This window comes from Alistipes communis (assembly GCF_006542665.1).
GTDB lineage: Bacteria > Bacteroidota > Bacteroidia > Bacteroidales > Rikenellaceae > Alistipes > Alistipes communis.
This window is the reverse complement of record NZ_AP019735.1, coordinates 757,710-773,238: the sequence shown is the minus strand read 5'-3', so window position 1 is coordinate 773,238 and position 15,529 is coordinate 757,710. Positions and strand designations below refer to the sequence as shown.

At 59.0% G+C, this 15,529-nt stretch carries 9 protein-coding genes; 6 read left to right on the top strand and 3 right to left on the bottom strand.

All coding sequences use genetic code 11. The features are described 5' to 3' along the window. Positions 1-11: 11 nt before the first annotated feature. The 3 genes from FMF02_RS03245 to FMF02_RS03235 all read right to left on the bottom strand — a co-directional run bounded on the left by FMF02_RS03245 (position 12) and on the right by FMF02_RS03235 (position 4,591). Positions 12-1,295, bottom strand: coding sequence for a Gfo/Idh/MocA family oxidoreductase (locus FMF02_RS03245; protein ID WP_019131414.1), 1,284 nt, complete (start codon positions 1,293-1,295; stop codon positions 12-14). Between the two features lie 100 nt (positions 1,296-1,395). Further along, positions 1,396-2,700 (bottom strand): 3-keto-disaccharide hydrolase, encoded by a 1,305-nt coding sequence (locus FMF02_RS03240; protein ID WP_141412197.1) that lies wholly within the window; start codon positions 2,698-2,700, stop codon positions 1,396-1,398. A gap of 172 nt (positions 2,701-2,872) precedes the next feature. Then, positions 2,873-4,591, bottom strand: coding sequence for a DUF6377 domain-containing protein (locus FMF02_RS03235; RefSeq protein WP_141412196.1), 1,719 nt, complete (start codon positions 4,589-4,591; stop codon positions 2,873-2,875). 436 nt (positions 4,592-5,027) lie between these two features. Between FMF02_RS03235 and FMF02_RS03230 the strand changes: the two genes are divergently transcribed. From FMF02_RS03230 to FMF02_RS03205, 6 genes are all read left to right on the top strand, one after another. Further along, complete coding sequence (locus FMF02_RS03230) at positions 5,028-5,627, top strand: RNA polymerase sigma-70 factor (RefSeq protein ID WP_141412195.1); 600 nt, start codon at positions 5,028-5,030, stop codon at positions 5,625-5,627. Positions 5,628-6,154: 527 nt separating this feature from the next. Further along, on the top strand, positions 6,155-7,114 hold the full coding sequence (locus FMF02_RS03225) for a FecR family protein (RefSeq protein ID WP_141412194.1): 960 nt from the start codon (positions 6,155-6,157) through the stop codon (positions 7,112-7,114). 60 nt (positions 7,115-7,174) lie between these two features. Further along, entirely contained in the window at positions 7,175-10,528 is a 3,354-nt protein-coding gene (locus FMF02_RS03220; protein WP_244611618.1) for a TonB-dependent receptor, read from the top strand. Between the two features lie 22 nt (positions 10,529-10,550). After that, a complete protein-coding gene (locus tag FMF02_RS03215) occupies positions 10,551-12,437 on the top strand; it encodes a RagB/SusD family nutrient uptake outer membrane protein (protein ID WP_141412193.1) in 1,887 nt (628 codons plus the stop codon). A 36-nt stretch (positions 12,438-12,473) separates the two neighbouring features. Further along, complete coding sequence (locus tag FMF02_RS03210) at positions 12,474-13,850, top strand: BACON domain-containing protein (protein ID WP_141412192.1); 1,377 nt, start codon at positions 12,474-12,476, stop codon at positions 13,848-13,850. Between the two features lie 1,046 nt (positions 13,851-14,896). Beyond that, a complete protein-coding gene (locus tag FMF02_RS03205; RefSeq protein WP_161602006.1) occupies positions 14,897-15,481 on the top strand; it encodes an RNA polymerase sigma factor in 585 nt (194 codons plus the stop codon). Positions 15,482-15,529 lie beyond the last annotated feature (48 nt).

The following is a 15,529-nucleotide window of genomic DNA, read 5'->3' as shown; positions in this document are numbered from 1 at the left end:
GTTAGCGATGTTCAGATTTGCCACGGGCGGCGCATCGGCTGGTCGACGAGGCGGTTGGCCGCGTCGTCGCCGACGAAGAGCTGGCTGACGGGATCGAAATGCAGCGTGCGGTTGAGACGCAGCGCGCAGGCGCCCATGTTGACCAGCGTACAGCTGCGGTGGCCGATCTCCTCGTCGAGCGCGAAGCGCCGGCGCGTACGCACGCATTCCAGAAAATCGGTGTTCTGCGGCTCGGGATCGGGCAGTTCGGCCAGCTTCTCCATGACGTCGGGAATCGTGCAGCGGAACCCTTTGTAGACCTTGCCCAGCGGCCCTTCGATGTAGGGCGTGTCGTCTTTGCTCTCGAAACCCTCGCCTTCGAGTACGATCTGGCAGCCGTCGTCGTAGGTGTAGACGATCTTGCGCCAGATGCCCACGGCGTCGGGGTGCTGTTCGGGGGCGTCGACCTCGACCTTCACGGGCGACGTACGGTCCTTGCCCAGCAAATACTGTACGGGGTCCATGTAGTGCTGCCCCATGTCCGTAAGGCCGCCGCCGTCGTAATCCCAATAGCCGCGGAAGGTCTGGTGCACGCGGTGTTCGTTGTAGGGTTTGTAGGGCGCGGGGCCGAGCCACATGTCGTAGTTCAGTTCGGCGGGGACGCTCTGCGGCCGGAGGTTCTCCTTGCCGACCCAGTAGAATTTCCAGGCGAAGCCCGTGGCGCCCGAAATGGTCACTTTCAGCGGCCAGCCCAGCATCCCGCTGTCGACGAGTTTTTTGAGCGGTTCGACCGTCGTCCCCAGCCCGTAGAAGGTGTCCTTGAAGCGGAACCACGTGTTGAGGCGGAAGATGCGGTTGTTGCGCTTGACGGCTTCGACCACGCGGCGGCTCTCGCCGATGGTGCGCGTCATGGGTTTCTCGCACCAGATGTCCTTGCCCGCGCGCGCGGCTTCGACGGCCATGATGCCGTGCCAGTGGGGCGGCGTGGCGATGTGCACGATGTCGACGTTGGGGTCGGCGATCAGGTCGCGGTAGTCTTCGTAGGCTTGGAGCGTCTCGTTGAATTTCTTGTGTCCCAGTTCGACGGCCGAACGGAGATGTCGTCGGTCGACGTCGCAGACGGCCACCAGCCGGCAGCGTTCGTCGCTGGTAAAGTGGTATTTGCTCTTGCCGATGCCGCCCACGCCGATGATGCCCTTGGTGAGCTGGTCGCTCGGAGCCACGTGGTTGGGACCGCCGAGCACACGGCGCGGCACGACGGTCAGCAGCGTCGCACCGCCCAGCAGCTTGATGAAGTTTCTTCGATTGATACTCATGATATGATGTCGTTTAAGGTTCGCTTTTGCGGTTGTCCGTCTCTTCGGCAAAACTCGTTCGGGCCTTGTCGAAGAGACGGATATTTCCCGGCGTCGGGGTTTACAACGTTTCGAGGCGGAAGTTGCGCCACAGCACCTTGATGCCGCCACCGTCGTGGATCTGCAAGGCGATGCGTCCCTGTGCCGCGCCGATCTTCGCGTCGCGGAAGTCGACCATCGGCTCGCCGTTGAGCCACGTCTGCACGCGGTCGCCCTCGACGCGCAGGCGCAGCGTGTTCCACTCGCCCTCTTTGAGGATCGACTCTTTCTCGTCGGGGATGGTCTGCAACCAGCCGCGGCCGTAGGATTCGTAGATGCCCGCCGTGTCGTGGTTGCGCGGCGCCACCTCGCACTGCCAGCCGTGAACCTTCACGGGAGGTTCGACGAACGAACGGAAGAAGAGGCCCGAGTTGCCGTTGGCCACCTGCTTGAACTCGACCGTCAGATCGAAATCGTCGTAATATTCGCGCGTGGCCAGATAGCCGTATTTCTTGTCGGGGCCGCTCTCGGAGACCAGATTGCCCGCATCGTCGACGTACCACAGTTCGGTGCCGTACTTCTCCCAGCCCGTGAGATCCCGGCCGTTGAAGAGTTCGACCGTGCGTCCCGCCTTGCGCGGCAGCTCCTTGATCTTCACGTTGCGGAACGATGCCGGATAGCCGTGATCCTGCAAGCAGATCACACCGCGCTGCGCCAGTCCGTATTCGGGGGCGTCGGCCCATTTTCCGCTGTTCTTCAATGCGAACCACTCGTCGGTGTAGGCGTCGAATTCGAGAATTTTCTCACCGTTGAGCCAGTGCTCGACGTGGCCGTTGTCGTAGACGATGCGCGAGTTGTTCCATTCGCCCTGCGGATTGAGCCGCATCTTGGCGGCGTCGGGCAGATGCATGGCGTAGTCGACGCCCAGCCGCTGCCACGGTTCGAGCTTGGTGGGGGCGTTGGTCTCCTCCCAGCCCGCTTCGTCGATGAGCTGGTATTCGGGCCCCGTGACGTAGGGCACCTTGAAGTAGGGGTCTTCGACCACGTGGTAGAGCATTCCGCTGTTGCCGCCGTAGGAGAGTTTCCAGTCCCAGTCGAGGATGAAGTTTTCGTACTGCTTGCGGGTGACGATGTAGCCCGACAGGTCGCTGCCGTCGCCGTGCGCCTGGATGCAGCCGTCGACCGCGCGCCAGGGCATGGTGAGCGAGTCGCCGTTGTAGTCTTTCCACGCGTCGAGCGTCTTGCCGTCGAAGAGCAGCTCCCAGCCGTCGGCGATCTCCTGCTCGCTGAGCGTGTTGTGTCGTTGTGCGCATCCCGTCGCCAGCAGCAGCGAGAGAGCGATGCCCGAAAGCGTCGGGCGCCAGTTGAAGGTCGAGATGAAGTTCATGGTTACGAATAGTTATAAAGGTTTCTCGGTCGGGGCGCCGGCCGGATCCTGGTCGGAAGGATTCGGTGCGGCTTCGAATTCAAAATTAGGCAATTCTTTCGGATTCTCTTCCCTTTCGGGGGAGAAATATAGACTGATATTTCTGTGAATATGCTGATAAAAAGCGGATTGACTATTTTTCGTTGTCCGTCTTATATAGATGCTCTTCGGCATCGAACAGCCCGATCCGGCGGATTCGCTCCTCGAATCCCTCCCTGTCGAGGGCCATGTTGCGGAGTTTGGTGCGGTAGGTATAGACGGTCGTCGGCGCGCAGTTCAGGAAGCGGGCGATACGGCCGCTGTCGGTGATGCCCAGGCGGATTGCGGCGAGGATGCGCAGTTCGGTGGTGAGGGAGCGCGGCGAACGGGGTTCGATCCGCGCTTCGGGAAGCAGCAGTGCGTCGACCTGTTCGATGAAGCGGGGGAAGATTTCGAGGAACGAGGCGTCGAAGCGGCGGTAGAATTCGGCGAACTCCTGCCGCAGGCTGTTTTGGGGCAGGCTCAGCCGGCGGATCAGCGCTTCGGGACTTTCGGTTTTGGCCTGGCGGCAGATCATGCGCCGCAGGTCGTCCAGCCGCGAGATATAGTAGACGGAGAGGTCGACGTACTGGCACACGTAACGATCCTTGATGCGGTTGGAGTCGACCAGCGCGGCGTTGATGTCGCGCACCCGGTCGCTCATGCGCGTCAGCTGCCGGTTCTTTTCACGGAGTTCGGCATTGGTGAGGGCCAATTGCCGCCGGCTGTGCTGCAACCGCCGCCGCTGGCGGAGTGCGTTGGCGAAGGCTGCGGCGAAGGTGACCAGCAGCAGCGACGTGACGGCCGTCGTCCACAGCCGCAACCGGTTGCGCACGGCCAGGTCGTTGACCACGGCGCGGTTGATCGCCGTGGCGGCCGACGAAGTGAGGGGGATGCGGGCGCCCGATTTGCAGGCGAGCGCATCGTCGAGCGTGCGCTGCATGTAGCGCGAGGCGCGTTCGAGGTCGTTGCGCTCGAAGAGCCGCAGCGCGAGGTTGTAGAGCGAGAAGTAGGAGCGCGTTCCGGCTTGCAGGTCGGCGATGGCCGAGCGCGTGTAGTACTCGACGGCGCGCTCTTCCTGTCCTGCCTGTTCGGCGATCTGCCCCATGTCGTAATAGAGCACCGCCGTGTTCCAGGGGGCGAGTTCCTTGTGCCGGAGGGGTTCCAGCTCGGCATAAGCTTCGTCGTAGCGGCCGTTGTCGGCCAGTTCGAGCGCCCGTTCCCGAATGCGGGTGAATGCAGGAAGGGATTCGACGCCGATGCGGATGTGCCGGATGCGGCGCAACGAATCGAGCCATGCCCGGTGTTCGCCGGGATCGGTGGCTTCGGCCTGCCGCCGCCATACGATCGCATTGTACCGCGCATACCAGTTCCGGTATTCGAGCGTCGTCATTCCGGCCGTATCGATCTGCCGGAAGAGCGTCTCGGCCTGGTCGGTCAGTCCGCGTCCCATCAGGACGTCGGTCTCGGCCAGTGCGGCGATCCGTTCGAAGTTGTGCGATTCCCTGCTGCGGGCGAATGCGTAGAGGCTGTCGACGAAACGGGCGGCCGAGTCGAGTTCGTAGGTGACGAAGACCTGTTGCAGGTCGAGCAGTGCCCGAACGCGCTCTTCGTCGCTGCGTGCGGCCGTCAGGTTGCGACGGAGCGACGCGATGCGCCGCTGCCGTCCGGCGTCGTACTCCCCGCCGCGGAGCATCGCTTCGTCCAGCTCGTTCAGGGCGCGGAGCGTCTGCGGCGCATAGCCGTAGTCGACGGTCGGGGAGCAGGAGACGGCGAGAAGGCCGTACAGACATGCGGCCGTCAGAAGCGATAGGGTGCAGTGCGGTCGGATCATGGCGGAGTTCGGGGTTCCGAAGTTTGGGTTCCGACAAAAATACGAATAAGCGAGGGCAATGTCAAATTTTATTCGAACATTGCCGAGACGGAGTATCTAAGACGCAGCCGAAGATACGAAAAGTCGGGTGCAGAAGCAAATGACGATGCGATGCTGTCGGGATGAAATCGTTGAGATGAAGTTGGAATACGGGAAAATAAAGATGGAATCGCCTATTCGGGGACACGGCTTTTCGTCGTGATTGTCGGAGACATCCGGTCGGGATGCCGCGTGTTCTGCGGAAGGGGCCTACCGTGCGGATGTTCGGTTCCGCAGCGGGGCGGCGCCCTGTTTTTGTCAGCGGCGCTTGGCGGGAAATGGAAAAAATTTTATCTTTGTTTAGATTTATGCGAAAAACTCGGTCTGAACGACAGTCCGGCGTTAAAGAGTTTTAGGGATGCACGACAGGGCCATATGGAATAATTTCGAGCGGTTGTATATCGATTATCAGCCGCGGTTGATCGCCTATGCGCTGCGGTTCGTGGGCGATTCCGTCGAAGCGCAGGACTTGGTGCAGGATTGTTTCGTGAGACTGTGGGACGACTATGCCGAACTGGAAGAGGACGAGGCGCCGATGCTGCTCTTCACCATGATGCGGCATCGCTGTCTGAATTTTTTGAAGCACAAACGTATCGTCAGGGAGTATGCCGACCGTCAGATCTCCCGAATACGTCCCGACCGGAGGGGGGGGGAAGAACGTCTCTATAATCTCTGTTTTTCCTATAACGAGGCCGAATACCCTTATCTTTATCAGGAGTTGGAGCGCGAGATCCAGCGTATCACGGATTCGCTTCCTCAGCGCTGCCGCGAGGTTTTCATCCTCAGCCGTTTTCAGGGGATGAAGAACCGGGAGATCGCCGAGCGGCTGCATATTTCGTTGCAGGCCGTCGAAAAGCATATCCAGAAGGCGCTCCGGATTTTTTCCGAGATGCTCGGCCGCGAGAATTCCCTCTATACGATTCTGATTCTGCTGTGGATGATGAACGCGAACCGCTGATGCGGCGCGGTCGCCGAACTCCGTCCGATCCCGCAGGGTTCACGTCTGCTTTGGTCGAAGTTCGGAGTCGTGCTTTCATTTTTTCAGGTCGCGGTCGGCAGCCGCGGCGGCTTGCCGTATCGGGCGTGCGCTCCGCGAATCCCGACCTGTTTCCGGCAGAAAATTTCACAGCTTCTTTCGGGGGGGGGAAGCTCTAACAGCGGATTTTTCCCCTGAACTTTTGATCCCGAAGGGCTTTCGCTGAGGCGTGTGCCGAACCGGACTCGTCCGGATTCCGTACGTGCCTCGTCGTTCGCGCGACCGTTCCGGCGTGCGTCGGCTTCTCTTTTTTATTCTTTATGCCGTGCGGTCGCGAAGATTGGGAACTGCCGGGACGGGCGGCGAACGGGCGTCGTAATAAAAATAGGTGCAGCCGGCGCGAACGAGCGGACGAAATGCCGGAGGAGCGTTTTTTTTCGATAAGGCAGGTTGGGTAAAGGCTCTTTGAGTTGTTATAAGATTTAGAACGAGCAACGAAAATACGGGCCATGAACGAACGGATCAGAGAGATCGCCCTCCGGTTTTTCGAGGGGACGATCACGGCGGAAGAGGAGTGCGAACTGTATGGATTTCTCAACGGAAATCCGCAGGGCCTCGCGCAGATGAGGGAGTGGGAGAGCTGTTGGAAGCGCGACCATGTTCCGCCGGCCGACGTGCTCGATTCGCTCGATTCGCTGAGGCGGAAGATTCGGCGGCGGCGTCCGCTGCGCCGTCTGTGGCTGCGTATCTCGGCTGCGGCCGCGGTGCTGGCGCTCGTCTCGACGCTCGTGCTGCATCTCCTTCCGGCAGAAAGGCCCGAACAGCTTTTTACGGTCGAGGCGCCGCAGGGCACGCACAGCCGTATCTCGCTGCCCGACGGTACGCAGGTGTGGCTCAATGCGGGATCGGCGTTGAGCTACGGATCGAGTTTCAACGAAACCTCGCGCGAGGTCTCCCTCTCGGGCGAAGCCTATTTCGAGGTGGCGCGCCATGCGGCACTGCCGTTCCGTGTCGAAGCGCGCGGTTGTACGTTCACCGTTCTCGGCACGAAGTTCGACATCTCGGCCTATGCCGAAGATCCCGCCGTGACGGCTGCGCTGCTGGAAGGGGCGCTGCGTTTCGAGTCGGAGGACAAGCAGGAGGCGATGACGCCGGGCGATCTGGTCACTTACGACTGTGCGACAGCGACCGTGCGTCGGGAGCAGGTCGACGTGCGGCAGTACCGGGCATGGATCGACGGGGTGATCCGTTACGACGCCATTACGTTGCCGTCGCTGCTCAGGAGGCTGGCCCGCGAGTACGACGTGGAGATCGACCTGCGCACGCGCAGGTTCGACGATACGACGTTCCGCATCTCGCTCTCGTCCGCCCAAAATATCAAATCGGTCATGCGGGCGCTGTGCGACATCCTGCCCATTTCGGTCTCGTGCGAAGGCTGCCGCTATGTGGTGGACGCCCTGCCGCAGTGATGCCGCCGCTCCGATCCAACTGAAACCTGATTCACTAACTAACCTTAATCCTTAAACTTTATGCATTTACATCTACGATTCAGACGGATCGTCGCATTGGTCGCGGGGCTGTTGCTGACCCTGTCGATCCATGCGCAGGTCATTACCAAGTCGTTTCGGGGCGTTCCCCTGAAAACGGTGTTGGAGGAGGTCGAAAAGCAGACCGGCTACTCGTTCCTTTTCGAAAGCAAAGAGGTCGATGTCGACAAACCCGTCACGGCCTCGTTCAAAAATGCAACGATCCAGACCGTGCTCGACAAAGTACTGGACGGATCGCTGCGTTACACGATCAACGACAAGCTGGTGACCATTTCGCAGCGGCCCCGGCAGGGTGCGACCGTGGCGAAGGACGGTTCGGTGACACTCTCCGGTACGGTCATCTCCTCGTCGGACAACCAGCCCATCGTGGGGGCCAACGTCTATGTCGAGGGGACGACGCTCGGCGTGACGACCGACATCGACGGCAACTATTCGCTTACCGTGCCGGCCTCGACACGGCAGGTGACCTTCTCGTTCCTCGGCTACGACATGAAGAAGATCGCGGTCAAGGACAGCGAACTTTTCAAGCTGGTGACGCTCGTCGACGCCTCGAACGAATTGGAGGATGTCGTGGTCGTCGGCTTCGGCGTGCAGAAGAAGGAGTCGCTGGTGGGTGCCGTCCAGTCGGTCAAGCCCAGCGAGTTGCAGGTGTCGTCGAGCAACCTTTCGACCTCGTTCGCAGGTAAGATCGCCGGCGTGATCGCCGTGCAGAAGACCGGCGAGCCGGGCGCCGACGGGGCGAACTTCTGGATCCGCGGCATCTCGACCTTCGGTTCGGGACAGTCGCCGCTGCTGATTCTCGACGGCGTGGAGATCACCAGCCAGATGCTCAACAACATCCCGCCCGAGACGATCGAATCGTTTTCGGTGCTGAAAGACGCCACGGCCACGGCCCTCTACGGCTCGCGCGGCGCCAACGGCGTGATGATCATCACCACCAAGAGCGGCCGCGACTCGGAGAAGATGACCATCAACCTGCGCGCCGAGGTCGGCATGTCGGCGCCGACGCGCGTGCCCGAAATCGCCGACGGCGTCACCTTCATGGAGACCTACAACGAGGCCAGTCTCACGCGTGGACGTTCGCCGCGTTACAGCGACCAGAAGATCATGGGTACGCGGCTGGGGCTCGATCCGTATGTCTATCCCAACGTCGACTGGTACGACATGCTCTTCAAGGACGCTTCGTTCAACCAGAATTTCAACTTCAACATGACGGGCGGTTCCAAGAAGCTCGACTATTTCCTCAACGCCACGGCCTATAACGAGAACGGCATCGTCCGCAAGCCCGATATTTCGAAATACGACACGAACATCAACGCGCAGAAGTACCTCTTCCAGGCCAACGTCTCGGCCGACGCCACGCCGACGACGCGCGTGTCGCTGAAAATGAACACCCAGCTGCACTACCGCCATGCGCCGATCGAGGACGTCTCCGACCTCTTCAAGTATGCGCTGACGGCCATGCCCAGCGAATTCCCGGCCACGCTGCCCGGCGAATCGTCCGACACCTTCACGCGCTTCGGCGTGACCGACGCCTGGAACGGCAGTCTGTTCACCAATCCCTATGCCCAGCTGTGCCGCGGGTACGGCGACCAGTTCCGCGGCCATTTCACCTCGGCGCTGACCGTAGATCAGGATCTCGGGTTCATCACCAAGGGCCTGAGCGCGACGGGAATGGCGACCTTCTACAACCGCGTCTATTCGGCCGTCTACCGCTCGTTCACGCCGTTCCTGTACAAGCTGACCGATTACAGCATCGACGATGCGGGCAATTACAGCTACGTGAGCGAATCGGCCAACACGGGCACAACCTATCTGGGCACCTCGCGCGGCAAGGACGGTTACCGCGAGCTGGCCTTTCAGGTGAAGTTGGACTATAACCGCACCTTTAACGAGAAACACGACGTGGGCGCCACGCTGGTCTACCACCAGAAGGAGCGCATGATGCACATCTCCGACTCGGAGGAGTACGCCGTGCTGCCCTATCGCCAGCAGGGTCTGGCCGGCCGCATCACCTACGGATTCGACAAGCGCTATCTGGTGGAGGCCAATTTCGGCTACAACGGCTCGGAGAACTTCGCGCCGGGCAAGCGCTTCGGCTTCTTCCCCTCGGTGGCCGCAGGGTGGGTCGTTTCGAACGAACCCTTCTGGCGCGCCATCAAGGATAAGGTGAATCTGCTGAAATTCCGCGTTTCGTACGGTCTGGTCGGCAACGACGTCATCTCGTCGGAGTATGCCGACCGCTTCCCCTATCTGACCACCGTCGATATGGATCAGGGGTACGACGTCTACATCGGCACGAACCATATTCGGAAATACGGACCCATCTTGTCGGTCTACGGCAATCCCGACGCTACGTGGGAGGAGAGCCGCAAACTCGACGTGGGCGTGGAGATCGGCCTGTTCGACAGCCTGAACATCATCTTCGACTGGTTCAAGGAGAAGCGTTCGGGCATCTTCATGCAGCGCGCGTCGCTTCCCTCGTCGTTCGGCATGTCGAACATCACGCCCTGGGCCAATATCGGCAAGGTCGACAACCGGGGCGTCGACATCTCGATCGACTACAACAAGGCCTTCTCGAAGGATCTGATCCTTTCGCTGCGCGGTTCGTTCACCTACGCGCACAACGAGGTGGTCGAGATGGACGAACCCGCCTACAAATGGGACTACCTCTCGAAGGTGGGCCATCCGATCAACTCGATCAACTGCCTGATCGCCGAAGGACTGTTCCAGGACGAGGAGGAGATCGCCTCGTCGCCCTCGCAGGCCGCCTATGCGACGGTGTTCCCCCTCAAACCCGGCGACATCAAGTTCAAAGACCTCAACGGCGACCGTGTGATCGACGACAACGACAAGTGCTGGTACGGCAACCCGACCGTGCCCGAAATCATCTACGGATTCGGATTTTCGCTCAAATACAAGGGCTTCGACTGCTCGGCCTTCTTCCAGGGACAGGGCAAGGTGTCGATCATCATGTACGACTCCCATCCGTTCGGCACCAAGGCGACGCCGGGCGGCGGCCTGATGCAGTGGATGGCCGACGAGCACTGGCGCGAAGAGGCGCCCGATCCCAACGCCCGTTATCCGCGTCTGTCGCCCGAGTGGAATACCAACAACACGCAGGCCAACTCGCTCTACGTGCGCAACGGCCGGATGCTGCGTCTGAAAAATGCCGAGATCGGCTATACCTACAAGTTCATGCGCGTCTATGTGTCGGGCACCAACCTGCTCACCTTCTCTCCGTTCAAGTATTGGGATCCCGAAAAGGGATCGGGCAACGGCCTGAGCTACCCGCTGCAACGCACGTGCAACCTCGGTTTCCAATTCACCTTCTAACCCTACAACCATTCGACAGATCATGAAAAAGATAATCAGCATACTCGCATTCACCTCATTGCTGTGCTGCTCGTGCGACTATCTCGACGTCGTGCCCGAAGGCAAGGCGACCGAGGAGGACATCTGGAAAACGACCGAGCAGGCCGACAAGTTCCGCTACTACTTGCAGACCTACATGCCCAATCTGATCGGCTACGACTGGTCGCCCGACCAGTTCGCCGGCGACGATTTCATAACGGGTGCGCGCGGCACGACCTACTATTTCTCGAGCAAGAGCCTCCTCTACAACGAGGAGACGTCGAGCAACACCTATTTCGGCCGCTGGGAGCCGAGCAGCGTGAGCGGCGGTACCAACTACGACATCTACCGGGGTATCCGTTACTGCTACTACATGCTCGACAACGTTTATAAAGTGCCGGTCATCTCGCCCGAGAACGCCGACCGTTATGCCGGTGAGGCGTGGTTCCTGATCGGCTACTACCACCAGTGTCTGCTCGAATACTACGGGCCGGTGATTCTGGTGAAACGATTTATCCCGATCGATGCGCCCGAAGAGGAGATTTTCGTACCCCGCACGCCCTACGACGATTGCGTGAAGTTCATCGCCGACTGCTACGACAAGGCGGCCGGACTGCTGCCCGAGACGGTCGTGCCGGCCGAACTGGGTATGCCGACGAAGATGGCGGCGCTCAGCTACAAGGCGCGCCTGCTGCTCTACGCCGCCTCGCCGCTGGTCAACGGCAATCCCGATTACGTGGGATTCAACAATCCCGACGGTACGCCGCTGATGAACACCACCTACGACAGGGAGAAATGGAAGCTGGCGATGGATGCCGCCGAGGCGGCGATCCAGCTCTCGGAGAAGACCGGCCAGAACGGCGGCAAGCAGAATTACTACCTCTACACGAATATCGATTCGACGCTCGATGAATTCGAACAGGGCGTGAAGAACTACCACGGCGCCTTCGTCGATCAGTTGTGGAACGGCGAGGAGTTCATCATGGCCAAAGGCGCGGAAACGGGCATTCAGAACATACAGCGTTACGGCGGACCGCGTTCGATCGCGGGCGACATGTCGAAAGGCTGGAAGACGACGTGCGTGCCGACGATGGAGGCCGTCGAGATGTACTACACCAAGAACGGACTGCCGCTCGAAGACGACCCGCTGACCAAGGACGCCGACCTCTACCGTGTCGCGCCGGGCGACAGCACGGCGCTGCTGCACCGCAACCGCGAACCCCGCTTCTACGCCTGCATCGGCTTCGACCGCGGAACGTTCGAGATCGACGGTACGACCATCACGCTCAAACTGCGCGGCGGCGAACTGCACGGCAGCACGTTGAAGGAGACCGACGAGTATCAGAGCTGCACGGGATACGTCTGCCAGAAATGGATCAGCCGGACGAGTTACTACGACAAGTCGCTGAACACCTATACCTACACCCGCTATGCCTATCCCTATCTGCGGCTGGCGGAGCTCTATCTGAGTTACGCCGAGGCCGATTTCGAGTACAACGGATCGCTGAGCGGCAAGTCGCTGGAATACATCAATCGGGTGCGCAGACGTTGCGGTCTGCCCGATTTCGAGGATTCGTGGGCGCTCGCGGGCGGTATTCCCTCGGGCCAGAAACTGCGCAAGGTGCTGCATCAGGAGCGTTCGATCGAATTCCTGTTCGAAGGCCGCCGCTTCCACGATCTGCGCCGCTGGAAGGAGGCGCCCGAGGTGATGAACAAGCAGCCGCGTTCGTGGAACCGCGACGCCAAGACGCAGGACGACTTCTATCAGGTGATCCAGGCCGCTCAGGGAGGCCGCGTGCGCGTGTTCGAATCGCCGAAGAGCTACTGGCTGGCCATTCCGCTGAACCAGATCAACAAGAATCCGCAGCTGGTGCAGAACCCGGGCTATTGAAAAACAGGATGATAACGCACATTAAATGGTGAAAAGATGAAAAGACTATTGATATATGCCCTCTGCATCGGGTGGGCCGCGACGACGGTCGGATGCAGCGATGACGACGAACGACCTGTCGCTTTCGAGGTGTCGCAGGATACGCTGCTGCTCGACAGCGATGCGGGGACGGTACATGTGATCGTTTCGGCTCCGGGAGCGTGGACGATCACCGATATTCCCGAATGGGTGACGGTGGTTCCGACCGAGGCGGACGGCTCGCGCGAAATCACGATCGACTATTCGGAGAATCTGGACGCCCTGCGTGAAGCCGACTTGAAGGTGACGTGCAACGGCGAGTTCCGCTACATCGGTATCGGGCAGGAGGGTAAGAATCTCGCCGCGGCGCCTACGAACGTACGGCTCTATGCCAAGAGCACCTCGTCGCTGACCTTCGCGTGGGACGATACGAACGCCGCACGCACCTACACGGTGCAGTGTGCGGACGCACCTTCGGAGGATGCCGAGCTGATGGCGCAGTATACCTACACGTGGACGACCAAATCGACCTCCGACAAGTGGCCCTACGACTATCCTACGCGCATGACCTTCCTCGGCCTGATGAAGGGCGGCGACCGTTCGGTGGGTTCGGAGGAGAATCTGATCCGCCCGGGCAAGACCTACTATTTCCGCGTGCGCGGCGGCGGTGCGAACGACGAGGCCAAGTGGTCGGAGTGGATTTCGGCGACGCCCGAGACGCGCACTGCACCTGCGGGCGAGATCTTCTACGAAGGGTTCGACCGGGCCTGCGTGGGCGGCGGCGACTGGCTCAATCAGGCTGCGTGCGCCCGTACGAAGAACGACAATACGCAGACGAGTATTTGGAAACTGCAATGGGATACGGCCGTGAAAGCTGCCGTGACGACCTACGGCAACTATTACACGGCGGCCAATTTCAACGCCGAAGTCTACAAGTGGATCGGCTATACCCGCATTTGGGATCGGGGCACCGGCAAGGGCGACATACAGCCCTGTCCGGGCTACACGAAGTGCGGCAACGGCAGCAACGTGGGCGCGTTCCGCATCCTCGCGCTGGGCGCAGAGAAGCTGAGCGCGGAGGGCGACGCCGTGACGCTGACGTTCAAGGCGACGCCGTGGAGCGAGGTGACCACCGGTGCGGGGTACACGATGGACAACAAGCTGGTAGACGTCTATGTGAACGATGCAGTCGTGGCTGCCGATGTCCGCATCACCGATTCCGATGCCGCCGACGGAGATCCGGCCGTGTTGACGGATATGGTGTGGAAAGAGGTCGTGGTGGAGATTCCCAATCTCAAACCGGAAGATACGATCACGATCATGGGTAAGACGAACGAGGCGAAGGCCGGCAAGGGGCGTTTCTTCATCGACGATGTGTCGATCGTGAAGAAATAGCGGCAGTCGCCCGATAAGTACGAGGGAGTCCGTTTTGAAGCGGGCTCCCTCGTTTCGTCGCATGGCTGCGGGCGGATCGCAAGGCGGTGTCCGGACACCGGTCGTATTTTTCCCGCATCGCATCGTGCACGTCGTATCTGCGCATTGCGGCTGGGTGTTGAAATTTTAACGGATGACGGCTGTGGAGGGTGTCGTTCCCTGCCGACATGAAAAATCATGTCTTGTGGAGATTACACCCCGCCGTGCGAGGTAAGCGGCCGGGGAGGGGCGAAAATAAATCGCGGGTCAGGTCTCGGCCTTTGTCGTCTTGGAAAAATTGCGGATATGGTGCGGACACGAAAAAGCAAAATTCTGTCTGAATCGACGCGGTGGGGAAAGTGTGGAGAACATCCTCGAAACAGGAATCGCTTAATTCGCTGATAATGGCGAATTAAGCGATTCGTCCTGTACCCGGAGCCGGTATTGAAAAGTCAAAATCCGCACAAATCTGCCAAATCGCAAATAAATCATAATATATTATGGGTATTAACTACATCTGTTGATGGTCAATCATGGAAAACTCTTGTGCAAGCGGTGTCAATCAGTTGGTCATTTCTGATATATAAAGATGGTATGTTTGTGGCCATTAGTCAAAATGGGTACATGACGACCTCTTCTGATGGTGAGACATGGACAGAACCAGTCCAAATAAAAAATGAATCTGGGAGCAGTGTTACTTCTTGGATACAAGACATGATTGCTGTGTCATAAAACAATTCCTGTATCTAATTGGAGCCACCTTGCAATTTTGCAAGGTGGCTCTTTTGTTTATTTCTTATAACGGGAATTAGTAGAAAATAATTTGGTTGTATTTATTGTATAAATACTTAAAATTCTTATATTTGCATATAGGGCATCCTATTTTCAGTTTGATACATTAAAGTATATAGATGTCTATATTTAATATACATGTAACCTGAAAACTGCATTTCTGATTATTTTTGTAGTAAAAAAGTTTGAATAAGCCGGGCATGGAGAAAAACGACCTTAACGATTTGCTTATTTCTGTGAGCGAGAATGATGATTATGCTTTTCGGGTTTTCTATGATCTCTATTACCGGAGCGTTTTCCGGTTCGCCTACTATTTTCTGCGCAACAGGAAGGTGTGCGGTGAGGTCGTGAGCAACGTCTTCGTCGCGATCTGGAAATCGCGTGTCTCATTGCGGCGGATCGGCAACGTCGAAGCCTATCTCTATGTCGTCGCCCGCAATGAATCGAACCGTTACCTGAGGGAGTGCCAGGCGCAGCGACGATGTTTGTCGCTCGAAGAGATTCCCGTCGCGGTGATAGACCGCAATTCCCCCCCCCACGATGCAGATACGCCTGATAGCGGCCTGATTGAATCGGAAATAGAAGAGTTGGTGGGACGTCTGGTCAATGACCTTCCCGAACGCTGCCGCACGGTATTCCTGCTCAATAGGCAGGAAGGGTTGTCGTCGCGTGAGATTGCCGAGGTGCTGTCGCTGTCGGAAAGCACGGTGCGCGTTCAGATCAAGATCGCCGTCGATAGGATCGTGGCGGGGATTCGCAAACATTATCCCGACCTGAAGCTGGTTTCGCTGCTCATGTTCTTGTTCTCGTCGCGTTTCTGACGATAAGATCGAAAAAATACGAAAAAATCCGCGGTTCCCTTAAACGGA